Annotated in this window: 12 protein-coding genes and 1 tRNA gene; 10 read left to right on the top strand and 3 right to left on the bottom strand. The window is 66.6% G+C overall.

Going from position 1 to position 25611, the window contains the following annotated elements:
- A partial coding sequence (locus tag VI056_14195; protein ID HEY6204176.1) for a sigma-70 family RNA polymerase sigma factor occupies nt 1-455 on the bottom strand: 455 nt, incomplete at its 3' end.
- A gap of 325 nt (nt 456-780) precedes the next feature.
- Nucleotides 781-2766: a response regulator gene (locus VI056_14190; GenBank protein ID HEY6204175.1), complete on the bottom strand. Its 1986-nt coding sequence runs from the start codon at nt 2764-2766 to the stop codon at nt 781-783.
- 906 nt (nt 2767-3672) lie between these two features.
- Here VI056_14190 and VI056_14185 point away from each other — a divergent pair.
- Together VI056_14185 and VI056_14180 are read left to right on the top strand one after the other, a co-directional pair.
- A complete protein-coding gene (locus VI056_14185) occupies nt 3673-6168 on the top strand; it encodes an ATP-dependent Clp protease ATP-binding subunit (protein ID HEY6204174.1) in 2496 nt (831 codons plus the stop codon).
- Nucleotides 6169-6297: 129 nt separating this feature from the next.
- Nucleotides 6298-10107, top strand: coding sequence for an adenylate/guanylate cyclase domain-containing protein (locus VI056_14180; protein HEY6204173.1), 3810 nt, complete (start codon nt 6298-6300; stop codon nt 10105-10107).
- On the opposite strand, the gene VI056_14175 is transcribed toward VI056_14180, so the two are convergent.
- Nucleotides 10101-16487 carry a DPP IV N-terminal domain-containing protein gene (locus VI056_14175; protein HEY6204172.1) on the bottom strand — a complete coding sequence of 2129 codons (6387 nt, stop codon included), beginning with the start codon at nt 16485-16487 and terminating at the stop codon, nt 10101-10103. The two genes, VI056_14180 and VI056_14175, sit on opposite strands and share 7 nt — an antisense overlap.
- A gap of 237 nt (nt 16488-16724) precedes the next feature.
- Between VI056_14175 and radA the strand changes: the two genes are divergently transcribed.
- From radA to VI056_14135, 8 genes are all read left to right on the top strand, one after another.
- Complete coding sequence (gene radA, locus VI056_14170) at nt 16725-18089, top strand: DNA repair protein RadA (GenBank protein HEY6204171.1); 1365 nt, start codon at nt 16725-16727, stop codon at nt 18087-18089.
- A 127-nt stretch (nt 18090-18216) separates the two neighbouring features.
- Nucleotides 18217-19293, top strand: coding sequence for a PIN domain-containing protein (locus VI056_14165; GenBank protein HEY6204170.1), 1077 nt, complete (start codon nt 18217-18219; stop codon nt 19291-19293).
- Nucleotides 19294-19986, top strand: a complete 693-nt coding sequence (ispD, locus tag VI056_14160; protein ID HEY6204169.1) for a 2-C-methyl-D-erythritol 4-phosphate cytidylyltransferase — start codon at nt 19294-19296, stop codon at nt 19984-19986.
- Nucleotides 19983-20462 (top strand): 2-C-methyl-D-erythritol 2,4-cyclodiphosphate synthase, encoded by a 480-nt coding sequence (ispF, locus tag VI056_14155; protein HEY6204168.1) that lies wholly within the window; start codon nt 19983-19985, stop codon nt 20460-20462. The genes ispD and ispF overlap by 4 nt, the downstream gene beginning before the upstream one ends.
- Nucleotides 20463-20482: 20 nt before the next feature.
- Complete coding sequence (gene cysS / locus VI056_14150; protein ID HEY6204167.1) at nt 20483-21916, top strand: cysteine--tRNA ligase; 1434 nt, start codon at nt 20483-20485, stop codon at nt 21914-21916.
- 2 nt (nt 21917-21918) lie between these two features.
- Nucleotides 21919-23535 carry a 23S rRNA (guanosine(2251)-2'-O)-methyltransferase RlmB gene (gene rlmB, locus VI056_14145; protein HEY6204166.1) on the top strand — a complete coding sequence of 539 codons (1617 nt, stop codon included), beginning with the start codon at nt 21919-21921 and terminating at the stop codon, nt 23533-23535.
- Between the two features lie 19 nt (nt 23536-23554).
- A tRNA-Thr gene (locus tag VI056_14140) sits at nt 23555-23627 on the top strand.
- Between the two features lie 315 nt (nt 23628-23942).
- The gene (locus VI056_14135) at nt 23943-24434 is read left to right on the top strand and encodes a cupin domain-containing protein (protein HEY6204165.1); all 492 of its coding nucleotides are present in this window, start codon (nt 23943-23945) and stop codon (nt 24432-24434) included.
- Nucleotides 24435-25611 lie beyond the last annotated feature (1177 nt).

Here is a 25611-nt window from a genome sequence, read left to right as displayed (position 1 = left end):
GCGCGACCGTGTAACTGGCACGCGCGCGCCTCGCTGACGCCCATCTTCGCCCCCGTCTCGCGCAGCGTGAGCTCATCGCCGTAGTAGCGCGCGATGACCTCACGCTGGCGAGCCGGTAGCCTCCCCAGCGCGTCCTGAACTCGTGTTTTGAGATCTTCCTGCTCGTAACGCTCCGTGAAGCCATCGTCGACAGCAGGACCCACGTGCGCGCCCTTTTCCATTAGGTAATCGAGGGAGACCGCGAGCTCGGCGCCTTCGCGCCGGCGGTCCGCACGGCCTCGCTCGTCCACGCGACGGAGCTCGTCAACGATCGCGCCGCGGATCCGCAGCGCGGCATATGCCTCGAACGGAACACCGCGGCGCGGGTCGAAACGATCGACCGCGCCAATGAGCCCGATCATCGCCGCGGAGGCGGCATCGTCACGGTCCGCCAGGGATGCCGCTGAAATGCGCATGCAACGGGCAATACCCACCGCGAGGTCCGAGTAGCGCTCAATGAGCGCGCCTCGCGACCCCGCGTCGCCCGCGCGAGCCTGTGCCCACAGCAGGGCTATGTCCACGCCAGTCCCCCTCCGCCGCTGCCGCACTTCGACCCCGCAACCCCATACAGGGCCGGCTCCCATAGCGCGCCAGCGCGCGAACATTGACGTGGACCTATGCCTACGGTTAATCCCCGTTCAGGCACATTTCGAATACCCATTCGGGTTCGCGGTGTTTAACGGGTTTTCGTGTGTATAGGAACGCTATGCACGTAGCCCGAATACCCATTCGGACAAGGAATTAGTCGATGAGGTGGTTCCTTAGGGCTAGTACGACAGCGTGCGTCCGATCGGCGGCGCCGAGCTTCGCGATCAGCATCTGCACGCCTTTCTTTACGGTGTCCTCTGCGAGGACCATCGCACGCGCGACCTCTTTGTTCGTGTAACCCTCGGCCATATATCGCAGAAGCTCAAGCTCGCGCGGCGTAAGTGGCTCGTGAGAAGTCGAGTCTCCGCCCGATCCATTCGGGGTACCCCCATTTGGCATCGCCGTCGCCGCGGCCTTCTCGACCCGCGCGCTCTCAGGCTCGACCGGCGCTGCATGTGCCTGTGCGCGCGGCTCGACACCATCGATCCTTGCGATCGACGTGGCAGCTTCGCGCCCGAGCGCGACCAGACCTTCGACCGCAGCGTGTAACGCCGCGATGACCCGGCTGGCAGGGGTGTCCTTGGAGACGTAGCCATTCCCGCCTGCGCGGAGGACCGCGCGGATCAGCTCGGGGCTGCGGTCGATGCTGAACGCGACGATCGGCAGGGCCGGTGCCTCGGCGCGCAGTCGGGTGATGGCCTCGGCTCCGTCGGCATCCGGTAGATGGAGGTCGCAGAGGATGACGTCCGGCTGGGCCTCCTCGAGGAGACCGATCGCTTCGGCGCAGGTGGACGTGAGTCCCACGACGATGAGACCCTCTCGCTCGAGGAGCGCTCGGACACCGAGCTGCATCACCGGATGGTCCTCGACCGCGAGGACCCGGAGAACCCGGCCTCCCTCGCGCTTGACCTCGGCACGACCCAGGAGTGCGAGCGTGTCGGCGGTCCGCTGCGCGAGCGCGGCGTCGTCCGCCTCGTAGGTGGGGTCGTGTCGCGCAAAGCCGACGCTGGTCGCGCCAGCGACATCGGCACCGGCGACCGACTCGCTCGCCGCGAGAGCGGCCGCTCGGCACTCGGGATCGTCCTCCCCGGCATACACGGCGAGCACCTTGCCGGATCGGCCGCGCAGCGCGACGGCGTGATGGCCGAATGACTCCGCAGCGGCTCGGGCCGCGCTGTGTACATCGCCGGCCGCGACGGCCAGGGCGACGTCCGCGAAGCCTTCGGCGTGCTCCCGCTCGCGCTGGAGAGTGGAGATGACGTTCATAGCGCGGAGCGCCCGCGAGAGATCCGCCGCGATCCCATCCAGAAGGGTCTGTCGGCCCGCGAATCCATCTGCCTCGTGCGGCCGCTTGACGCTCAGCACTCCGAGGACGTCGTCGCCGACGCGCAGCGGCACGGAAATGGACTCGCGGGCGTCGGGATCGACGCCGTGGAATCGCTCGTCGGTCACGCGGCCGCGCAGCACGATCTTCTCCCCACTTGTGGCGACCCAACCCGCTATACCTTCGCCGAGTCGCTGGCCACTACCCAGATGGACCTCGGTCGGCAAGCCCACCGAGGCGCGCAGCCGCAGCTCGTTGCCCTCGACGAGCATGATCGAGGATGCGCCGGCGCCCATCCGGCGTGCCACCTCGGCGGCCGCGCGCGCCAGAACGGCGCTGGCGTCCCCGGCGTCCACCAGACCGTCGCCGATGCCCCCGAGCACGTCCAGGCGCTCGTCGAGTTCGGCCGCTTGCCGCTGCGCCGAGGCCAGATCGCGGCCGTCGGACGCCATGAGCGCGAGCAGCTGCGCAGCCGAGCTCGCTGCGATCACGTCGAGTGGGTCGAAGGGCATCTCGCGGCGCAGCGCGCAGAGCACCGCCGGTCCGTTCCAGGTCTCGATGGGTGCGACCACGGCGAACGCCGCTTCATCGCCCCACCGTCCGGATGGCACGGATACGGCGAATGCACCCCCAGCTGCCCGAGCGAAGGCGTCCTGGCCGAGGATGGCATTCCAGTCAGCAGCGTCGATGCGGTGGGAGAAGACGGTGGATGGAGGATCGGCGGTGGCGACGACAACAGCGACCGCTTCCGCCCGAAGCAGCCAGGCCAGATGCTCGAGACGTGCTGGCCAGCGAGCCGTCGAGTTGACGGTCACCCTCCCGCGCCCCCGGTTCGCAGGATTGTACGTGGCACGACCCTTGCCTGCGCGCCGATCGTGTCCAGCGATCCGGTGACGATGGAGGAGCTGCTCGCAAGCGCGACCGCCAACGCTCATTACGATCACTCAGAGTGGGCGAGACCGCCGAGGGGACCATTGCTGCTGTGGCCGGAGATGAGGCGACCGTCGACCTCGGTGATCGCCCCGCGGGCGTGATACCTCTTCATGAGGCCGGCTCTGACCAACTGTGTGGGCGTGTTGTGCTATCTCTCCGCCGCGCTTGCCATCGGACGCAATGGATCGAACTCCGAGAGATGCACAAGAGCGCGAGTGTGATCGATGCCCTCGTCCTCGAGGCGCAACCGCGGTGGCGTTCTTGTCGGCGTTGGACTGCGCGATTCGTGACGCTGTCGCAACTGGTCTCGATCGGGACTATCGATGTGCCCGTCGCACGGCATACCCGGACCGGTGCAGACGCTCCCGTGGGAAGGCGCCTGCAACCACCTGGGAAAATGGCGTCGAGCCGACCGCGCTCCATGCGCTCGGCGCGACCCATGGGAGCGGTACGTGAACGACCTTTGAGACCGGTCAGACCGTCGATGCCACAGACACGCGCGTGATGCCGTACGGAGCGTTCGCTCGCCTCGCGAAGGGTGTAGAGGGACTGATCCACGTCAGCAAGCTGGGCGCCGAACGCGTGGCGGACGCGTCGGGACCGCGCGTCGGCGACGTGTTTCCAGTGCGGATCGTGGCGATCGACCGGGAGCGACGGAGACTGTCCCTGTCTGCTCGTCTCGGCGAGCGCATATGAAACGTTGTCCGGAAGGCGGTCGTAGCGGTTTCCGAACGTATAATCGGAGCCAGATGATGCCCGCACCGATATACGGTCCAGAAGAGCTTTAGGTGGGTCCATTCGACCGCTTCAACGACCGCGCGAAGAGAGTGCTGGCGCTCGCCCAGGACGAGGCCATCCGGTTCAACCACAACTACATCGGAACGGAGCACCTGCTCCTCGGACTGGTCCGCGAGGGCGAGGGCGTCGCGGCACGCGTTCTGGACTCGCTCGGCGTCGAGCTCTCCAAGGTCCGAACGGCGGTCGAGTTCATCATCGGGCGCGGAGATTCCACCACCTCACCCAGCGAGATCACGCTGTCGCCACGCACGAAGAAGGTCATCGAGCTCGCGATCGACGAAGCGCGCAAGCTGGGTCACAGCCACGTCGGCACCGAGCACCTCCTGCTTGGTCTGGTGCGCGAGGGCGAGGGCATCGCCTCCGGCGTGCTCGAGTCTCTCGGCGTGTCGCTCGAGAAGGTCCGCCACCAGGTCATCGCGACGCTTGGCCAGCAGCACCCCGCGACGGCCGAGACGGCCTCCGCCGGTGGCAAGGCGGCTGGTTCCAAGACGCCGACGCTCGACCAGCTCGGTGTGAACCTGACGGCGATGGCCAAGGCGCAGCAGCTCGATCCGGTCATCGGCCGCGAGAAGGAGATCGAGCGAGTCATCCAGATCCTCAGCCGCCGCACGAAGAACAACCCCGCGCTCATCGGCGAACCGGGCGTCGGCAAGACCGCGATCGCCGAGGGCCTCGCGCACCGCATCGTCAAGGGTGACGTTCCCGAGACGCTGCAGGGCAAGCGCGTGCTCACGCTTGACATCGGCTCTCTTGTCGCCGGAACGAAGTACCGGGGCGAGTTCGAGGAGCGACTCAAGAAGATCATCGAGGAGCTGCGTCACGCGCACGACGTCATCCTGTTCATCGACGAGCTGCACACGCTCGTCGGCGCCGGGGCGGCCGAGGGCGCGGTCGACGCGGCGAACATCCTCAAGCCATCGCTGGCGCGTGGCGAGCTCCAGTGCATCGGCGCGACCACGCTCGACGAGTTCCGTAAGTACATCGAGCGTGACGCGGCGCTCGAGCGCCGCTTCCAGCCGGTCATGGTCGAGGAGCCGACGATCGAGGAGACCATCGCGATCCTCATGGGGATCCGCTCGCGCTACGAGGACCACCACAAGGTCGCGATCACAGACGAAGCGGTGAAAGCGTCGGCGGAGCTCTCGGCCCGCTACATCACCGATCGCTTCCTCCCGGACAAGGCCATCGACCTCATGGACGAGGCCGCAAGTCGGGTCCGTCTTCGCTACTCGACGCTCCCGACCGACGTGAAGGACGCCCAGAAGGAGCTCGACAAGCTCGTCACCGACAAGGACCAGGCGATGGAAGCGCAGCAGTACGAGCTCGCCTCGACGCTCCGTCAGAAGGAGCGCGCGCAGCAGGACAAGCTGCAGCAGGCCAAGGCCGATTGGCTTCTCGCGCAGTCCCAGAAGCGCCCCGAGGTGACTGACGAGGACATCGCCGAGGTCGTCTCGATGTGGACCGGCATCCCGGTGCGCCGCCTCGCGGAGGAGGAGACGCAGAAGCTGCTCCGCATGGAGGAGGTCCTCCACTCGAAGGTCATCGGCCAGGCGCCCGCGGTCACCATGGTGTCCCGCGCCGTGCGCCGTGCCCGTGCCGGACTGAAGGACCCGCGCCGCCCGATCGGCGTCTTCTTCTTCGTCGGGCCGACGGGTACCGGCAAGACGCACCTAGCGAAGCAGCTCGCCGAGTTCATGTTCGGCAGCGAAGAGAACGTCGTGAAGATCGACATGTCCGATTACATGGAGCGACACAACGTCTCGCGGCTCGTCGGCTCGCCACCTGGTTACGTCGGATACGAAGAGGGCGGGCAGCTGACCGAGACCGTGCGGCGCAAGTCCTACTGCGTGATCCTGCTCGACGAGATCGAGAAGGCGCACCCCGAGGTCTTCAACATCCTGCTCCAGATCTTCGACGAAGGCCGTCTCTCGGACGCGAAGGGCCGGACGGTGGACTTCCGTAACACGATCATCATCATGACCAGCAACCTCGCGCAGAAGATGCTCAAGAGCGAGAGCGCTCTCGGCTTCCGCACCAAGGGCGAAGGCGACGATGCCGACATGAACGCCCAGTACGAGCGCATGAAGGAGCGCGTGCAGGAAGAGATGAAGCGTTTCTTCCGGCCCGAGTTCCTCAACCGCATCGACGCGACCGTGGTGTTCACGCCGCTCACCAAGCCCGAGGTCCGCCAGATCGTCGAGCTCGAGCTGCAGGGCGTGCGCAAGCAGCTCGCGTCGCAGGAGATCACCCTCGTGGTCACCGACGAGGCGAAGGACCACATCGCCACGATCGGCTACGACTCGAACTTCGGCGCGCGCCCGCTTGCGCGCCAGATCCAGAACGAGATCGCCGACCCGCTCGCGGAGATGCTCCTCCAGGGCAAGTTCCACGCTGGCGACACCGTCCGCGTGAACCCGGTGGACGGCAAGCTCGTCATCGAAAAGGCCGAAGCGGAGGCCCCAAAGCCGGTAGCCGTCGCGCCGTAGCGCGGCACGTCGGTCGCGGCGCCATATCGGGCGCGCCCGGAACGCTCGCTGTTCTTTCCAGGTAATGGACTGGCCCGCGCTCTTTTCCGCGCGGCTTGTGTTGCGGCGGCACTTAGAGTGACGGACATCGTGAGGGAGGGCACTCGGGCCCAGCCGACCTCATACCAACGCGCGTCGGACGCGGTCGATGGCACCGTCGTGACCGTCCTGAAGGCGGACATTTCCGGCTCGACCGCTCTAGGGGAACGCCTCGACCCCGAAGAGCTTCGCGCTGTTCTCGGCTCCTATTTCGCGGCGCTCGCACGCGAGATCCACCGGCGTGGTGGCGTGGTCGACAAGTACATCGGCGACGCGGTGATCGCCGTATTCGGTATCCCCGAGACGCGCGAGGACGATGCGGCGCGCGCGGTCGTCGCTGCGGTCGCGATGCAGGAAGCCATCGAGCGGGAGAACATCGAGCTGCAGCGCCGTTACGGTGTCCAGCTGGCGTGCCGCATCGGGATCGCGACCGGGCGTGTGCTGGGTGGCGCGATCGCCGAAGACGTCCAGGACACGCACACAGTCGTCGGCGCCCCTGTCACGGTCGCCGAGGCGCTTGAGTCAGCAGCTCCGCTCGGTACCGTTCTCGTGAGCCCCGCCACGCGGACGGCGGCACGCGGGACGATCCGTTTCGCGGCAGCCGAGCAGGTGCGGCCGAAAGCATCACCGCAGCTCATGCGCGCCTACCGTGTGCTCGGCCTGCGCCACGCCACCCGTGAGCTGGTCAACGTGATGGGTGCGGTGGCGACGAGCGCGTCGCTGCAGGTGACTGCCGATGGGACGCACGCCCTTACGGAGGAGCGCAAGGTCGTGACGGTGATGTTCGCCGATATCTCATCCTCCGAGCCGCTGGGTGACAAGCTCGACCCCGCGCGGCTGCGAACGGTGCTCGGGGCGTACTTCGGTGTCCTCGCCCGCGCGATCCAGCGGTACGGCGGCACTGTGGACAAGTACATCGGCGATGCCGTGATGGCAGTGTTCGGCGCGCCCGTCTCTCATGAAGATGACGGCGTGCGCGCTATCAACGCCGCGCTTGCGATACAGCGCGCGGCGCAGTCCCTCAATGCCATGCTCGAGAACACGCACGGGATCCGGATCGCGATCCGGATCGGCGTGAACACCGGGGAGGTCGTGGCGGGGCTGCTACCGGGCGAAGTACTCGCGTACACCGTCACAGGCGATGCAGTGAATACCGCGCAGCGGATCGAGAGCGCCGCCCCGCCCGACAGCGTTCTCGTCAGCGAATCGACGCTGGCACTCGCGCGGAACGCGTTCGTCTTCGAGGCTCTTCAGCCGCTGAGCGTGAAGGGCAAATCCGAACCGGTCGCGGTCTACCGGGTTCTCGGGCCGGAGCGACGAGCGAGCCCTCGCGGCGGTGTGAAGATCGTCGGCCGCGAGAGCGAGCTTGCGCGCCTGTATGCGCACTACCGCGAAGCGCTTGCGGGGAACGGTCAGGTCGTGCACGTGTATGGCGAGGCCGGGGTCGGCAAGACACGACTGATCGGCGAGCTTCTGTCAGGTCTGCCGAAAGATTCCGCACGCGTTCGCGCCCGCGCCAACTCGTACGAGCAGGCGACGCCCTATGCGCTCGTGGCCGACCTGGTCCGGCGCATGCTCGCGATCGGCCCGACCGATGACGAAGCCACGGCGCGCGCAGCCCTGGCCAACTCTCCGGACCTTGCCGCGTCGGGCACGGCTGGGATCACCCTGCTCCTCGAGCTGCTCGGGTACGAGGTCCGGTCCCCGCTCGATCCGCCCGGGAAGCGCCGGCTCATCGTTTCGCTGCTACGCGATGCGCTACAGCGCCGCAGCGAGATCGCTCCGCTGATCCTCGTGATCGAAGATCTGCACTGGCGCGACGCGTCATCGGCGGACGTCATCGGCGCGTTGAGCGCGGCGGTCCGGCCGATGCGCTGCATGTTCGTGAGCACGTCGCGCGAACCGACCGACATCGGGTGGCCGGCGGAAGCGATCGCGCTCGACGCATTGCCGATCGCGGCCGCAGCTGAGCTTGTCGATCGGCTCGCACCCGCTCCGTTGGATGAGGCGACTCGGGCGATGATCCTCGACCGAACAGCCGGTAATCCGTTCTTCATCGAGGAGGTCGTTCGTTCTCTGCGGCCCGGCAAGGAGCTGGTCGTGCCGACGACGGTCCAGGACCTCCTCGAGGCGCGGCTGGACTCGCTCGACCCGTCGCCTCGTCACGTCGCCCACGGCGCGGCCGTGATCGGCCGCACCTTCTGGACGCGCGTGCTGGCTCGTGTCACGCCGGACGATGACTTGGACCCCGCGCTCGGCAAGCTCGAGAGAGAGCACTTCGTCAGCCGAGTCAACGCCGCCGAGCCGACCTATTCGTTCGCACATGCGCTCGTTCAGGAGGTCGCATACCGCACGCAGCTGATCGCGCAGCGCCGACGAACGCACGTGGTCGTCGGGGACGCCTTCACCGAGCTTTTCGGCGAGCGCATCGAGGAGTTCATCGACACCCTGGCCTTCCACTACCGGCGCGGCGAAGACGACGCCAAGGCGCGGACGTGGTTGATGCGCGCCGGCCACCGCGCACAGCGTCTCTACGCCAATACCGAGGCGCTCGATTACTTCCAAGGCTGCATCGAGCGCAGCGGGGGCGACGCGACCGTTCGATCCGAGGCGCTCGAGGCGATCGCTGACGTGCAACGCGTCGTGGGGAAGTACGAGGATGCCTTCGCTGCGTACGCGCAGGCGCTCGACGTTCGTCCTGCCGGTGACGTCGTCGACCGGGCGCGCGTGCGTCGCAAGACAGCCATCGTCCACCAGCTTCGCGGCGACATGACGGCTGCAATCGGGATCTTCGAGGACGTTCTGAAGCTGCTGCCTTCGGATGCACCAGCTGAGCGAGCCCATGCGTTGCTGAACATCGCTGAGGTCCGGTGGCGGCAGGGCCACTACGACGACGCGGTGGCGACTCTCGAGCAGTCCATAGCGGATGCCGAGCGTGCGGGTGACGACGATGCTCGTGCGGAGGCACTGAAGCAGATCGGAACGGTGCATTCACACCGTGGAGAGATCGAGAAGGCTCTCGCCTACTTCGGCGAAAGCCTGGCTGCGTACGAGCGCCTCGGTGATGTACTCGGCGAGGCAAACGTCCACAACAACGTGGGATTGGCGAATCGCCGTCGGAGCCGGCACGCCGAGTCCGTCGCGGCATACCGTCGCGCACTTGCGATCCGAGAGCGGATCGGCGACCAACTGGGACGCGTGCACAGCCATAACAACATCGGCCAGATCGAGTACTTACGGGGCGAGTTGGCCGCCGCTGAAGCGGACTTCGGGGCAGGGCTTCAGATCGCGCGTGCGCTCGGCTACACGATGGGTATCGGGGCGACGGGGCTTGGTCTCGGCGCGACGAAGGTCGAGCGTGGTGACATCCCAGCGGGAATCGCCGAGTTGCAGTCCGCCGTCGAAGTCCTGGAACGCGCGGGCAGCTTGGCGAACCTCGTCGACGGCTGGCGCGATCTGGCGATGGGCTACCTCGCAGCAGGCTCGCGAATCGCGTTATCCGTCAGTGAGCGGGCGGTCGAGGTCGCTCGCGGCCTTGGCTTGCCCGAGAGTCAAGGCGTCGCCCTACAAGTCCTGGGAATGGCCCGCGCCGCGGCCGGCGACGTGGCGGGCGCTGTGGTCGCGCTCGAGGCGAGTCGCGACCTGCTACAGCGGCTCGACGACCGTCAGGAGCTTGCGCGGACGCTCGGCGCGCTCGGTCGCGCCTACGCACGGCTACCAGTATCCGACGCGCGCCGCCAGGACGCCGATCCCCTGATCGCGGAGGCTCGCGCGATCCTCACCGAGCTCGGCGCGGCGCTCGATCTGCGACGTTTAGACGCGCCTAGCGTCGACCGCGTCGCGGCCGACCCCGATCAATAGATGTCGGGGAGTATGTCGATCGCGGGATTGTTGGTGAGCCGCGTCTGGTTGGAGCCGTCGGCGTTCATCACGTAGATGTCGAAGTTCAGGTTCCGCAAGCTACTGAACACGATCTTCTTACCGTCAGACGACCATTCGGGCGTGACATCCTGGCCGGGCCCGCTCGTGAGCCGCGTCTGGCCGGTCCCGTCGGCATTCATGACGTAGATCCGCGCGCTCCCGTCACGAGTGCTCGTGAAGACGATCCGAGTGCCGTCCGGAGACCAGCTCCCCATCGTGTCCCAGGCCGGGTTGTTGGTGAGCCGCTTCGGAGCGCTGCCGTCGGCGTTCATGACGTAGATTTCCGCGTTCCCGTCGCGGGTGCTGGTGAAGGCGATCTTTCCGTCCTTCGACCAGGACGGGTCGCCATCAAAGGCGGAGTTCGTCGTGAGCCGCTGCGGAGTCCCGGTGCCGTCGGCGTTCACCACCCAGATATCGACGTTGCCGTTACGCGTGCTGGTGAACACGATCTTGGCGCCGTCCGGTGACCAGTTGCCCAACGCGTCGATGGCGGAATTGGATGTCAGTCGCCTTACGCCGGAGCCGTCGGCACTCATGATGTAGATGTCGGCGTTGCCGTCGCGGTTGCTGGTGAAGGCGATCTTGGTGCCGTCAGGCGAGAACGCCGGGTCGGCATCGAGCTTGTTGTTGTTCGTCAGCCGCTGCACGCCTGAGCCGTCGACGTTCATCGTGTAGATCTCCGTGTTGCCGTCGCGGGTGCTCGTGAACGCGATGGTCCCAGGGGGCACGGTGACGTCGACTGTTCCGGTGACGCTCGAGCCGATGTAGCGCGGGTTTCGCGCGTCATACGTGAGTCCGCCGGGGAGAGGAACGACCGACGCGAAGTACGCGGTCAGGCTGTACTTCCCGACCGGCAGCGGGAAACCTGTGATGCTCGCCTTGCCGAGCAACGAGGTCGGCGCGCTCGTGACGAAGGTCTGGCCCGTGCCCGCGCCGCTTGTGCCTATCGCCACGAAGAAGATCGTCTGCTGCTCGAATGGGATGCCGGTGCCCATGCTGAGCGTCGCAACATTCGACCAGGTGGTGCCGCCCGGGAACGAGAGCGCGGGTTGAGCCAAGGTCAAGGTCGTCGGGCGTGGCGAAAGAGTGAACGGAGCTGTCGCCGACGAGGCGAGGTGGCCGGCGTCTTCGTCGAAGCCGACGGCAAGGTTGTACGTCGCGGGACGCTGGAACAGTCGCATCGTGACACTGGCCTGAGCGACCCCGCCGGTCACCACGGTCACAGCGCTCAGACGCTGGCCGCCTAGCGTGAACGTCAGGGTGGCACCACCGAGCGGCTGGCTCGCACCGTTCACGTTCTGCCGCAGGGTCGCCTTGAACGTCGCCTCGCCGCGGTAGACGCCACTGAAGTTCGTATCAGGCGCGGGAAGGATCGTGACACTGGTCGGGTTCTTCGGGGTCGCGGCTGTTACGACGGCGCCCGAGGGCTTGTAGTAGTTGCCCGAGTTCGTCGCCAGGCCCACAAGTCCGGCATGGTTCACGGCCTGCGCCATGAACTCAATGCCAGCGGGGTTCGTCACGTTCAGGTCGGTCAACAGGATGCGCTTGGACCAACGCGTCGTGATCGGACCGGTGTCGTGATCGAGATCCTTCGACGACCACGTGCCCGTGGTCGGGCCGGTGCTGCGGCGGTAGGTGATCCACACGCCGTCGATCGGCACGCTGGGGTCGCCGACCACCGCCACCTCGAAGATCACGGCGTCGCCGTCCGGTCGTGCCCGAACATTGATCAGCTCCGGCGGGCCGGCAAGTCCACCAACCAGCGGCGCCGAGCGGTAGAACAACCGAAGGCCGACGGAACTGTACTGGCGCGACGTGCCAAGCGACGAACCGGCGTTGTCAGACTTGAACTGCGCGGGCGTGACGAAGAGGTTCGTGCCACCACCGCTGAGGGTCTGGTAGTAGTTCACCGTCGCGAGGCGAGTAGGGGTGAAGACCAGCGAGCGGTAGGTCAAGCTGAGCGACCCGTTCTGCTCGGTCACCGGCGTGGCCACGGTGGGCTTGAAATTCGCGAAGTCTGTGTAGTCGCCACCGCGGAAGCCAACGCCGCGCAGGACCATCGTGCCATTCGAGACGTTGCTGATGTCGAGCGGCAGGATCGGCTGACCAGGCAGGCTGAGGATCCCGTTCCTTCCCGAGACGTAGCCACCGTGCGGTGTGAGGGTGCCCGGCGTGATCGTGACGTCCGCGAGCTCGGTGCCAGGTGTGATCCCCGGGATCACGGCGTCAGACGCCGGGGTGTAACGATCGGTACCGACATTGATCGAGAGCTGCGGCAAGCCAAAGAGCGTCGTCTCGAGGAGCTGTTTCTCGTGCACGGTGCCCATCGTCGAGCCGACGGTGCCTAGATACACCTTCTTCGCCTCGATCAGCGCCTGACCGATCGATACGTTTCCGGAAAGCGTGCCGCGCCGCAGCTGCTTTGCGAGCTCGAGATAGAGGCGCTCGCCGAAGTCGATCAGGTCGCCGGGCGGGTCTGTCGGCTCGGGACCGATTCCATATTGGTAACCCGTCCCGGCGATGAGCGTCGCTTTCTTCCGAGCAGCTGCCTGCGCCCAGTCGGTCGTCCGGGTGACGTTCTGGATACCGTCGCGGTCGACCGTGTTATACGCGAGGTGGCAGCCCTGCCCGAAGATGATCGCGTTGGTCATGTCGACCGGCGACGTGACGAGCTCGCTCGCCATTGCGACCGTGGTGCTGTCGGCGGCTTGTACGAGCGAGTCGCTGAAGTGCGCCGCCAGGAACGTCACGTCGTGACGTTCATTGAGCCACGCCGCACGCAAGGCGTCGGCCGTCCACGGCGGGGTGCTGCCGGGCTCGTTGATGAGCTGGTACGTCGTGGTGACGCCCTCCTTGGTCACGGCGACGGTCTTCTGCGTCCGATTCAGCGGATCAGGCAGGACATTGAATAGGTCCAGCTGCTCGCGTACGAGTCTGGCGCCGTCGGCCATGAAGTCGTAACCGGTGACGAGCGAACGCGTCGTGATCGGCGTTACCCCGGCTGTCGTGCCCATGTACGCGTCGAGCAAGCCCTTCGCTTCGCTTGGTGTCTCACCAATCCGACCCACGGCGAGGTCGAAGATCGGGAACGTGTGATCAGCACGCGCAACGTCGAGGGAGGTGCCGTAGCTGTCCTGACTCAGGATGTAGCTGAGGCGCAGAGCGGCCTGCGAGGCGCTCTGGTCACGCACCGGCGGCACGAACTGCTTCTCGTTACCGAACGGCGTGCGGTCCGGATAGCGGAAGAACGGGATCACATCGTCGGGGCCGACGAGCACGACGTACTGTGTCGGCGTCGACGACGTCGGTGCAGAGCGCTGCGAGTTGATGAGCCGCTTGATCTCTTGCGCGACGAGATTCTTGGCGAACGGACAGCCGAGCTTTGCATTCGCCGAGGTGTTCGCGAAAGCAACGCGAGCATCCATGCTCACGTCGAGGACGAGAGCTCGGACTTCGGGGCGGTTGCCGAACGCGATGAGCGCCGTCTGGAGCGCCTGCTTTTCCGCCGCGGTGCCCACCATGCGACCCAGATCAGCGACGACGATCGTCGTCGGACTCCCCTGTGCGCGGATCACTGTTGCGCCGCCCGGCTGGCCGGGAGCGCCCGAGATCAGGGTGAGCGGTGGCCGCACGACGCCGTCACAGACACTCGGGAGCTGCGTCACGGTCAGCTTGAACGGCTTCTGCAGGCTAAAGATGCCTCCGCGGCCGCGGATCCGGATGTAGAAGAAGCCGGCGTTGTCCCAGGTGTTGCGCACGATGAGCTCGTTGGCCGTTCCCTCGAGTGCGGACACCGCCATCAGGGTGCGCTGCTGCGCACTCACGTAGGCGGTCGGCGAATCAAGACCCGTGGGCGAGTCGAGACCCGTGGGCGAGTCGAGACCCGTGGGCGAATCGAGGCCCGTGGGCGAGTCGAGACCCGTGGGCGAGTCGAGACCCGTGGGCGAATCGAGGCCCGTGGGCGAGTCGAGACCCGTGGGCGAATCGAGGCCCGTGGGCGAATCGAGGCCTGTGGGCGAGTCGAGACCCGTTGGCGACGCGAGGGTGTTCGGCCCGAGCTCAGCGCTGACGCGCAGCACATCCGTGGTCGTGGTCAGTTGTGCGAACGCACTGCCGATATCCCCGAAGAACAGTGCGTCGTAGTTCGCGACGAGGTCGCTGAGCTCGACGACTGCGGTCGCCCCCGCGGGCAGCGCTACCTTGAACCACGCGGCCTGCCCGGTCTCCGCCAGGTGCTCGTGGATCGTCCACACCACGCCGTTGGCGCCGGAGATCTTCGACGCCTGCGCGCCGAGACTGTTCGCGCGCGCGACGTTATCGAGGTCGTGCGCCATTACCCAGTTCGTGTTGCCGAGCTGAATGGGCGGTGTGGCCGCATCCGTGAGCGACGTGCCGTCGGTGGTTAGAACGGCGCCAGCCCCGCCACAGATCACCGGGACGTCGCCGCCCGTGATGTATTTGAGCGTGTACTGCGAGAACGCGACGTTCGAGAAGCTGAAGAATCCCGACGAGTTCGTTGTCGCTTGAGCGACGAACGCATTCCCGCTGTACAGCTGCACGATGCCGTTCACGAGCGGGACCCCAGAGCACATCGCGATGCCCGAGAGCGAGGAACCTCGGCGATCGAGGAACGTGCCGCTTCCGAGCAGGTCTCTCAGGATCGTCAGGCGCAAGGTGTCGTTGTCCAGCTTCGTCGCGTTCACACCGGGGACGGCGTCCACGCTGACGAACCCGGCGGCGTTCGTTTCGACGACGTCGTACGTGCCGGCTGGCACGTTGTCGAGGATCAGCCTGCTGTCGTTCGCCACGCTGAAGAGCGGCATTGCCGCGCGTACCCCACTCACGACCGCGAACGCGTCGATGCGGGCGGCGTCGACAAGAGGGTCGCCCTCGTCGACGACGCCGTTGCCATTCGCGTCGTTCGCGATCTGGACAAAGATCGATCCGGCAGGCCCGACGATGAGTGCCTGGCTGCTGACCGCGACGGTCCCGAAGGCACTGACAAGTAGGCCATATGCGCCAGCAGCCTGTGTCGACTGTGTTACGTATCCAGCGTTGGTGAATGCACCACTAACGAGGGTGACGAGACCGGAGGAGGAGCAATCTGCCGAGCCGGTGCGGCACGCGGGCGTGACGGTGCTCAGGGTCGCGAGGTCGACCAGGCTCACGCCAGCGAACTCCGCGCTCGGGAAGCCACTACCCGAGACCAGGAACTCGGTGGTGCCCGCATCAACAGCGGACGGTGTGAACGTCACGCTCGGCGCCGCGACCGTGAACGTCGTGACAGACGAACCCACGTTGCCGGCGCTGTCGCGTTGCTCGACCTTCGCGGTCCACTGCCCGTTGGGCAGATAAGCGCTGGCGCTGAAGAAAGCGTTCGGCCCGTCGATGGACCGAAGGACCGAGCGCGTAAGCCGCGGCGTCCCTGTCGCGGCGCTTCCGGGGTAGATTTTGACCGTCACCTGAGCCAGGTCGCGGTCAGCGTTGCCCACGGTGCCCGAGAAGAAGACGTTCGCGGAGGTAAGCGTGCTGCCTGTGGCGGGCCCCGTCACGTTGATGACGGGTGGTGTCGTGTCCACGGCCTTCACGAGCACCTTTAGCGGGTCGAGCGTTGTGGTTGTGGAGTCGATGATGGTGAGGAGGTCGAAGCCGACGTTGCCAGTCGCCGCTGTTGGGAAGGACGCGCAGCCAGAGATCGCAGTAACGGTCGCCCCGGTCACCGTCGTCACCGCGGTGAGGCCGGACGAACCGTTCGAGATTCCTAGGGCGTCGGTCGAGCCCGTGATCGTGGTGCCGGCCCCATCCTTGATGCAAGCGACGATCGTCGTTTCCGTGCCCGGAAGCGCCTCGATCGTTCGCGGGTTCGGCGTTACAGCGATGTGCGTCGTTTCAGGACGGCTCGCGACGATCGCCACCTCGAACTGTCCCTCGGGATGGAGAGGCGCGCCCGTGGCGGCGAGGACGGTTTCGAAAGCGAATGCATGGGCGCCATCGGTCGCGCTGTCCGGAACGGTGACGTTGAAGACGAAGAACGCGTTTGAACCTGGAGGGACATCCACCGTCGTCGTCGCGTAGTGGGAATTTGAGATCCAGGCGTTGTTCCAGGTGGCGTTCGGTGAGTCCGTGACGGGACAGCAGAACGCCAGGTCGACCTGTGTGGCCGTGGTGTGCTGCCACATCGTCGAACCCGTGTTGGTCGCGATTACCACGAACTGTCCGGTCTGCCCGCGGCTCAAGTTGAGGAATGCCGACATCCCGAAGAACTGAGAGTCGAAGCCCGCAACGGCGGCCGCCGGCGCGGGCATGAGGGCGAGCAACATCGCTGCGCAGAGCAACGCGGTCAAAGATCTCGCCGTGGCTCGTCGCAAACCCAACCCGTCCCCCTCGCGCGCGGCCGGCGCTCGCCCCGAACGCGAGCAGCCTGACGGCCGGCACTATAGGAGAGGGACCGTGGCACGACTAGTCCGTTTGGCGTCCATTTCGTGTAACGCCGCTTGCCACTGTGCCCGAATAGGCGGACTGATCCCGTCCAGCAGCCAGCGCCCGATACTCCTTGCGTGGCTCCGAGATCAACGACCGCCTTCGTCTGCCAGAACTGCGGGTTTCAATCGCCGAAGTGGATCGGACGATGCCCGTCATGTTCGAGCTGGAACACGCTGGTAGAGGAGCGCGTCGTCGCAGCCCCAAAGGGTGGTGGTGTCGCGCGCTCGCCACGGTCCCCGATCCAGCTGAACGAAGTCCCGGCGGATGCCGAACAGCGCACCCCGACCGGCCTCGGCGAATTCGACCGGGTACTCGGCGGGGGCATCGTGCGCGGCTCGATCGTGCTCCTCGGGGGCGACCCGGGGATCGGCAAGAGCTCGCTACTGATGCAGGCCTCGTCGTCCCTGGCGCAGCGCGGCAGCGTCCTTTATGTATCGGGCGAGGAGTCCGCCGCGCAGATCAAGCTGCGCGCGCGCCGCTTCGGCATCGAGGGTGGCGGCATCTACGTGCTGGGCGAGACCGACCTCGGTACCGTCATCGAGGCGATCCGCCGCGTGCGGCCGATCTTCACGGTCATCGACTCGATCCAAACGATGTCATCCGACATCATCGGGTCGGCCGCCGGTGGTGTTTCGCAGCTGCGCGAGTGCACGGCGCGCCTGCTCGAGGTCGCGAAGGGCGACGACGTTCCGATCTTCCTGGTCGGTCACGTGACGAAAGAGGGCGCGGTCGCGGGCCCGCGCGTGCTCGAGCACATCGTCGATGCGGTCCTCTATCTCGAAGGTGAGCGATTCCACGCCTTCCGCATCCTCCGCGCGACGAAGAACCGCTTCGGGTCGACCGACGAGGTCGGGGTCTTCGAGATGGGGGAGTCGGGGCTGCGCGAGGTCACGAATCCGTCTGAGGTCTTCCTCGAAGAGCGCAGCCGCGGAGTCGCCGGAAGCGTCGTGGTCCCGACGGTCGAGGGAACGCGCCCGCTGCTCGTCGAGGTGCAGGCTCTCGTGACGCCGACGAACTTCGGCCTTCCGCGGCGGACGGTGAACGGCGCCGATCCGCAACGTGTGGCAGTGCTGCTCGCGGTACTCGCGAAACGCGCGGGGCTGTCGCTCGGTTCGCATGACGTCTACGTGAATCTCGTCGGCGGTCTTCGCGTGCGCGAGCCGGCTGCCGATCTCGCTCTCGCTGTCGCGCTCGCGTCCGCGCTGCGCGACAGGCCGGCCGATCCGCGGACGGTGTTCGTGGGTGAGCTGGGGCTCGGCGGCGAGCTGCGGCGTGTCCAACGCGTAGCAGCGCGACTGAAGGAGGCGCAGCGCCTCGGCTTCGAGCGCGCGGTCGTCCCGCAGGCAAGCCTCGGCGATCTCAATGGGACCGGCCTCGAGGTGGTCGGCGCGCCTTCGCTGCGCGAGGCGCTGATGCGCTCGGGGATCGCCGACCCCTAGCAAGCGGTATCTAGACTCGTCCTGTGATCCATCTCATCTCATCCCGGCGTCGCGTCACCGTCGGCGGCCACATCTTCATCGGCCGGACGAAGCGCTCGCCGCACTCTTATAGAAAGGAGCGAGCACTGTGGCCTTCATCCGTCTCGGAGCAGCACTCATCGGCTGGTTCTTCGGTTTCTTCCTCGGCGCCACTCTTCTCGAGGTCACCGTCGTCACGCCCGTCACCAATCAGATCCTCGTCGTCTTTCTTCTCGCCACCGCGTGCGCGATCCTCGGTTGGCTCGGCGCGCCGTACGTCACCGTTCTCCCGGCCCGCATCATCAAACGGCGTATCCAGGCGGCCTCCGCGGGCGATCTGGTCGGAATGGCATTCGGAGGTGGCGTCGGGCTGATCCTCGGCCTCTTCCTCGCGTTCCCGCTGTCTTTCCTTCCCGGTAACCTCGGCCGCTTCGCACCGATCGTCGGGGCGCTCGTCCTCGGCGCGATCGGCGCCGCCGCGGGCACGATCAAGCGTGCGGATCTCGGCGCGATCGCGAGTGAGATCCGCCAGGGACGTCGCGACCGCGTCGCCGGCACCGAGCGCGCGCTCCTCGATACCTCGGTGATCATCGACGGCCGCGTCGCGGATGTCGTGAAGAGCGGGTTCATCCGCGGCACCTTGCTGGTGCCGCGTTTCATCCTTGCCGAGCTGCAATTCTTCGCCGATTCCCCCGATGCCTCGAAGCGCGAACGCGGCCGGCGCGGGCTCGAGATGCTTTCGCGAATGCAGAAAGAAGCGACCGTTCAGCTCGAGCTGCTCGATGCCGATCCGGTCGCGAACGGCGCGGACGGAAAGCTCATCGCGCTTGCGCGCCAGCTGGGTGTGCCGATCATGACGAACGATTACGGGCTCAACCGCGTCGCCGAGCTTCAGGGTGTCACCGTCCTCAACGTGAACGATCTCGCCAAGGCCGTGCGACCGGTCGTGCTTCCGTCCGAGGAGCTGACCGTGCGCATCACGCAGGAAGGAAAGGAGCCCGGGCAGGGCCTCGGCTATCTCGAGGACGGGACCATGGTCGTCGTCGAGAACGGCGCGCGCCATGTCAACACCGAGCTCACCGTCACCGTGATGCGCGTGCTGCAGACCGTCGGTGGCCGGATGATCTTCGCGCAGCCGAAGGGCGAGATCGTCGAGGTCCGGCGCCCGAGGGCCGCAAGCCACTAGGTGCCCGCGGCTCTCGCGATCCTCGCCGCTGGCAGCTCGTCGCGCGCCGGGATCGACAAGGTGCTCGCCGATCTCGGCGGGCACGCGGTCCTGGCGTGGTCGTTGCATGCGGGTCAGGCTGCGGGCTGTTTTGGCGAGATCCTCGTCGTCGCGCCGTCCGAAAAGCTCGCGGCGGTGACCGCAGTGACGAAGGGCTACGAACGCGTGCGTGTCATCGCCGGCGGTGCGACTCGCACAGCGTCATCCTGGGCTGCTCTTGATGCAATGGGCGACGGGGATGTGATCGCGGTCCACGACGCGGCGCGCCCCTTCGTTCCGCCGAGCCTGCTCCGGCGCTGCGTCGAGATCGCTCGGGCGGGTGGGTCGGCCGTCGCCGGACTACCCCTGGCGGACACCGTGCGCCGGGCTAATGAGGCGGGCGCGGCGCGAGAGGAGATCGAGCGCGAGGGCCTCTGGGCGGCGCAAACGCCACAGGTCTTCCGCCGCGACCTTCTTGAAAAGGCACGGGCCGCGGCGGGCGATCGGTCGTTCAGCGACGATGCCGCAGCCGTCGTGGCGGCGGGCCTCTCGGTGAAGATGGTCCCCGGCGAGCGCCGCAACCTCAAGATCACGACGTTCGAGGACCTCGCCTACGCACGCGAGCTCGTGGCCAAGGGGCTCGTGGGGCTCGCGGCATCGCAGGTCACCGGATGACGGGGTCGCGGGCCGGCATCGGCTACGATATCCATCGTCTCGCGGCGGATCGCCGCCTCGTTCTCGGCGGTGTTGCGATCGAGCACCCGACCGGACTCGTTGGTCACTCCGATGGCGACGTCCTACTTCACGCGCTCATGGACGCGCTCCTCGGCGCAGCGAATCTCGGGGATCTCGGACGCCACTTCCCGAGCGACGACCCGGCCTACGCCGGCGCCAGCAGTCTCGGATTGCTGACGCGGGTGGGCGTTCTGATCCGCGAGGCTGGCCTCGCAGTGGCGTCGCTGGACGCGACGGTCATCGCGCAGGCGCCGCGCCTCGCGCCGCACATCGGCGCGATGCGGGACGCCATCGCGGGTTCTCTCGGCATCGAGAGCGGCCGTGTCAGCGTCAAGGCGACGACGAACGACGGCTTGGGGGTCGTCGGCTCCGGCGAAGCCATCGCAGCCCTCGCGATCGCACTGCTCGATCAATAAAGGAGAGAGCCATCACAGTCATGGCCCCGCCGGGCGTCCGGCTCTTCAACAGCGCCAGCCGTCAGGTCGAGCCGTTCGTGCCGCTTGTCCCCGGTCAGGCCGGCATCTACGACTGCGGCCCCACGGTCTACGACTGGCAGACGATCGGCAACCTCTATCGCTACATCGTCTCGGACGTGCAGCGGCGGACGCTCGAGTACCTCGGCTACCGCGTGAAGCAGGTGATGAACATCACGGACGTCGGTCACATCGCCGGCGACGTGGATGAGGGCGAGGACCGGATGATGATCGCCGCCAAGCGCGAGGGTCGCGATCCCGAGACGCTCGCCCGCAAATACACCGAGCAGTTCATGGCCGATCGCCACAAGCTGAACATCCTCGATCCCCATGTCATGCCCAAGGCGACCGCGCACATCCCGGAAATGATCGAGCTGATCAAGCGGCTCATCGAGAAAGGGAATGCATACGTGGCCGCGGACGGGGTGTACTTCGACATCTCCACGTTCCCCGGTTACGGTACGCGACTCGCCGGCGAGTCGACGGAGGATCGCCTCGCTGGCGCGCGGGTCGAGGTGAACCCGAACAAACGCCACCCATCGGACTTCGCGCTGTGGCGTGCGAAGAAGCCCGAAGACCTGCAGTTCTGGGACTCGCCATGGGGACAGGGCAATCCCGGCTGGCACATCGAGTGCTCCGCGATGTCGATGAAGTACCTCGGCCAGACCTTCGACATCCACTCGGGCGGTGAGGACAACCTGTTCCCGCACCACGAGTCCGAGATCGCGCAATCGGAGGCCGCGACCGGAAAGCCGTTCGTTCGCTACTGGACGCACGTGCGGTTCCTCAAGGTGAACGGCGGCGCGATGCATAAGTCGGCGGGCAATGCCTACCTCTTGAAGGATCTCGAGTCGTGGGGCTTCGATCCGCTCGCGTTCCGGATGCTCGTTCTCAACAACAAGTACCGGCAGCCGATCGACTTCACGCGCGAAGGGTTGAAAGCCGCTCAGAGCCGACTCGACCGTTGGCGCGGGATCATCCGTGACGCGTGGCAATCGACGGGCGGCACGCCGATCGATGTTGAACCCGAGGATCCGCGACGGACCGCGTTCGTCGGAGCGCTGACTGACGACCTCAACACGCCGGCAGCGCTGGCGCAGGCCGAGGCGGTCCTCGATCTCGCCGCGACCGGCGACGTCGCGACGAAGCGCCATGCGCTCGAGGTGCTGTTCGACATGGACCAGGTGCTCGCGCTGTCCCTGCGGGAACGAGCGAGCGATGCCGATCTCTCCGATGAAGAGAGAGCCGCGCTCGCCGAGCGCGACGAGGCGCGCAGGAAAGGTGACTACAAGCGCTCGGACGAGCTTCGCGCGGAGCTCGAGCGTAAGTACGGGATCCGCGTGAAGGACACCAAAGACGGCACGCGCTGGGAGCGCATCCGCCGTAGGGGAGCATGACCATGGAAGAGTTCGAGAAGAGCCCACAGGAAATGGGCGCGCGGGACAACGGACCGGCTGACAGCGGCCCGTCCGATTCCGGTCCGTCCGACACCGGTCCGTCCGACACCGGTCCCTCCGACTCAGGTCCATCAGAGGGCGGGCCGAACCAGCGGCCGATGATGCCCGGGTCGGGACCGGCGAGCGCGGATGAGCTGGCGCGCCGACGCCGTCGCGGACGCCGCGGGCGCGGCGGTGGACAGCGCTTCGGCGCGCCGCAGCGCGGACCGATGCCGCCGCGACCGTTCGCGCCGCGCGGACCGTTGCCACCGCGACCGATGGCACCACGCGATGACGAAGAGAACTCGCAGGCTCGCGAGCTCGCCAATTACGAGCGCCGCCAGCAGGCGCAGCGTCAGCGCACGCAGGGCGGCTGGCGCGGCGGCAACCGCGGCTGGGTACCGGGTGTCGGCACCGGCAGCGGTGGCGGTGGCGGGAACTTCTTCGCGGGCGGCGCACGCGGTCCGCGCCGCGGCCCGATCGGCCAGGCGCAATACAGCGAGACGATCCGCCGCGCGACCGCGGGTCCGCGCACGTCCGCTGCGCCGTCGCACGATGCCGGCGAGCCGCTCGCCGGACCGCACGCTGTGCTCGAGGCGATCCGCGCCGGCCGCGTCATCAAGCGGCTCATGATCTCCAACGAGCGCGGCACACGTACCGGCCCGGTGAACGAGCTTCTCGCGGAAGCGCAGGAGCGCCGCATCTTCGTCCGCTACGTCGACAAGCTCGAGGTCCAGCGGCTCTCGCCGATCGAGAATCATCAAGGGGTCGTCGCCATCGTCGAGGGCAAGGCGGGCGTCGAGCTCGACGAGCTCCTGCTCCACCTCGACGCCGTGTCGGAGCCAGCACTCGTCCTCGTTGTCGACTCGCTACAGGATCCGCAGAACTTCGGCGTTCTGCTTCGCTCAGCTGAGGGCGCTGGAGTGGCCGGCGTGGTCATCCCGCGGCACCGTGCGGTCGGCCTCACGCCGGCCGTCGCGAAGACGAGCGCAGGCGCGAGCGAGCACCTGATGATCGCCGACGTCGCGAATCTGCGGCAGGCGATCGACGCGTTGAAAGAGAAAGGCGTGTGGGTCATCGGCGCCGACGAGAGCGGCGACATGCTGTACGACGAGGTCGATTACCGCGGACCGAGCGCGATCGTGATCGGCGGCGAGGGCGAGGGCATACGGCGTCTCGTGCTCGAAGGCTGCGATCAGGTCGTTCGCATCCCGATGCAGGGCCATGTCGCATCCCTCAACGCGGCGGCCGCCGGCACGGTGATCCTCTACGAGGCGCTGCGGCAGCGTCGCCGCGACGCGGCACCGCCGGACACGCGCACCGCCCGCCCGCCCGCACCGCTGCAGATCCCCGAAGATGCCGCGGACGACGCCGAATTCGCCGAGGGCGAGGAAGACGTCGTGCTCCAGGCCGATGCGCCGGAGGCAACGGCGATCGCGGAACAGGAATTGCCGCGGTCGGCATCGGCCGAAGACGAGAGCGGCGAAGTGGGATCGATCGAGGCTGTCGCTCCTGTAGAGAAGCCGGCGTCGAAGAAACGCGTGACGCGCCCGCGCGCGAAGAAGAAGACCGACGACTAGGTAGCATTGAGCTCGTCGCGCCGACCTAGCTCAATTGGCAGAGCAGCGGTTTTGTAAACCGCAGGTTCCGGGTTCGAGACCCGGGGTCGGCTCAGCGTTTCGCCCGGTTCCGACTGGTCTCGGTTCCGGGCGATTCCTTCTGTAGCAGGGTTTGTAGCAACGCCAGCGAAGTCAGGCCCCTAGAACGGCGTGCGGGTGGCACCAACGACAGAGCCAACCTCCAAGCGTTGTGCTGGACGTGCTCGCGTAGCAAGACTGCGATCGAGGCGAACGCGTACAAGCGGGTCGCGTCCTGACCGCCCTTGCGACTCTGCCGGGCTCGGTCGATCGGCTCACTATCCTCGTTGAAGGTAGTTGCGCGCGGCTCTTCTGGAGGTTGCGCTCGCTCAGCAAAGGAGGCGTCGCTGATGGCCCAAAGACCGAACGCAGACGACCTGATCCGACTGTGGAAGCTCTCGGTGATGCCCACCGAGAAGGTGTACTTCACGCAGTCCTACGTCGATCCGAAGACGGGCGCCGATGGCAAGCCACTGTGTTCGGCGACCGTCGCGTTGGTGACGGACGACCCCTCGACATTCTCGGACATGCATCGCCTGCCGACGGACGAGATCTGGCACTTCTACCTCGGAGACCCCATCGAGCTGCTCCTGCTGCATGGCGATGGCCGCGATCAGCTGGTCGTTCTTGGCCACGATGTGCTCGCCGGGCACGAGGTGCAGCATGTCGTGCCTGCCGGTACCTGGATGGGGGCCCGGTTGCGCCCGGGCGGCCAGTACGGCGTCTACGGCAACACGATGGCGCCCGGTTTCGTTCTCAGTGACTTCGAGGGCGCTGCAGTGGCGGACCTGATTGCCCGCTGGCCGCACCGCGCCGACCTGATAACGGCGCTCACGCGATGAGCGGGCCGATGGCCTACCGGGGGCACGCTTGGAACTTTGGAGCTTCTGATCTCATGCTGCGGGGCAGCCGCATCGGCGTGCCCGCGATATATGGAATTTCAAGATCACCATGTGCGCATTCGCGAGTCGGAGCAATCGTCACGATCGTTGGCCCCTTCGCCAGATCTGATAGAGGTTTTCAGAGCAAGGGATGCGGCACCTGGACGAAGACCGGGTAACGCTCGGCCCTATTGCAAAGTCAGCTGATCGATCCACTCAAGAGTGTTCTCGGCCACGCTCCGCTGGAACACGGAAATCTGCAGTGCTGGCTGTCGTTCCCAATTCAGGCATTGGGGGCTTCCGCGCGGCGTCAAGATGTGCTCCCTGCTGCGAGGCCGACTCTTGCCGGGTGAGTCCATCGTGTTTCGGTTGCCAAATTGGATCGACGCGAGGACAAAGTCTGGTGATGGCAGCGTTCGGCTGTCCCTCAATTCGGCGTACGGGTGGTATCTCGGACCGCGCAGACGCATTTACGAGCGCTCGAAACGAGAAGACTGGCGGCCGGCGGCCGCGCGACTCGTCGGAGCGAACGTCGTAGGGCTGAGCCTCCTTGCCCTGACCGGCGTTGGTTTCAGGGCGGTCCCGAGTCACCGCGACTTCGACTGGCGATTCGACGTAGCTGACTTTGGCCGACAGCCCGCGTCCGCGGGCAGGCTCGATCTGAAGCCAAACCACGAGGCGTTATGGCGGCCGGACGGAGCACCGCCGATGACCTACGACTATCGAGCTGATTCGGTCGAGATCTTGTCCGAGTTGTAGCTGACGTTGCCTTAAGGTGCTCGACACGCGGCGTTTGTTCCGTAGCAACTGAAGTAGCAATGCCCGGACACACGGTGACCATCGAGGCACATCGATAGCCATGGAACGCCCGGATTGATTGCTCCTGACATCACGTGGCACCGCCAGCTTCGGTTTTGTAAACCGCAGGTTCCGGGTTCGAGACCCGGGGTCGGCTCCGGATGGCCCGCGGGACGCCACGAAGGCCCGGCCCCTCACGTCATAGGTCGAAGGTACGGGCTAGCGAGTCCCGCGCAGCAGCCCAAACTGGGCGGATGGTGATGCGTTTCCTCGCGCTGCTCATCGCAATGGCAATCACTACCGGTTGCAGCTACATCCAGATGCAACCGAAGAGTGGCGA

The sequence above is a fragment of the Candidatus Limnocylindria bacterium genome, from assembly GCA_036523395.1.
Lineage (GTDB): Bacteria > Chloroflexota > Limnocylindria > P2-11E > P2-11E > CF-39.
The sequence above is the reverse complement of the archived record's forward strand: the minus strand, read 5'-3'. Positions and strand labels throughout refer to the sequence as shown.

Coding starts and splice junctions, on each gene's coding strand:
- VI056_14175 (HEY6204172.1), bottom strand. CDS start 16,487: ATGTTGCTCGCCCTCATGCCCGCGCCGGCGGCCGCCGTTGCGGGCTTC.
- ispF (HEY6204168.1), top strand. CDS start 19,983: ATGACGGGGTCGCGGGCCGGCATCGGCTACGATATCCATCGTCTCGCG.
- cysS (HEY6204167.1), top strand. CDS start 20,483: ATGGCCCCGCCGGGCGTCCGGCTCTTCAACAGCGCCAGCCGTCAGGTC.
- rlmB (HEY6204166.1), top strand. CDS start 21,919: ATGGAAGAGTTCGAGAAGAGCCCACAGGAAATGGGCGCGCGGGACAAC.
- VI056_14135 (HEY6204165.1), top strand. CDS start 23,943: ATGGCCCAAAGACCGAACGCAGACGACCTGATCCGACTGTGGAAGCTC.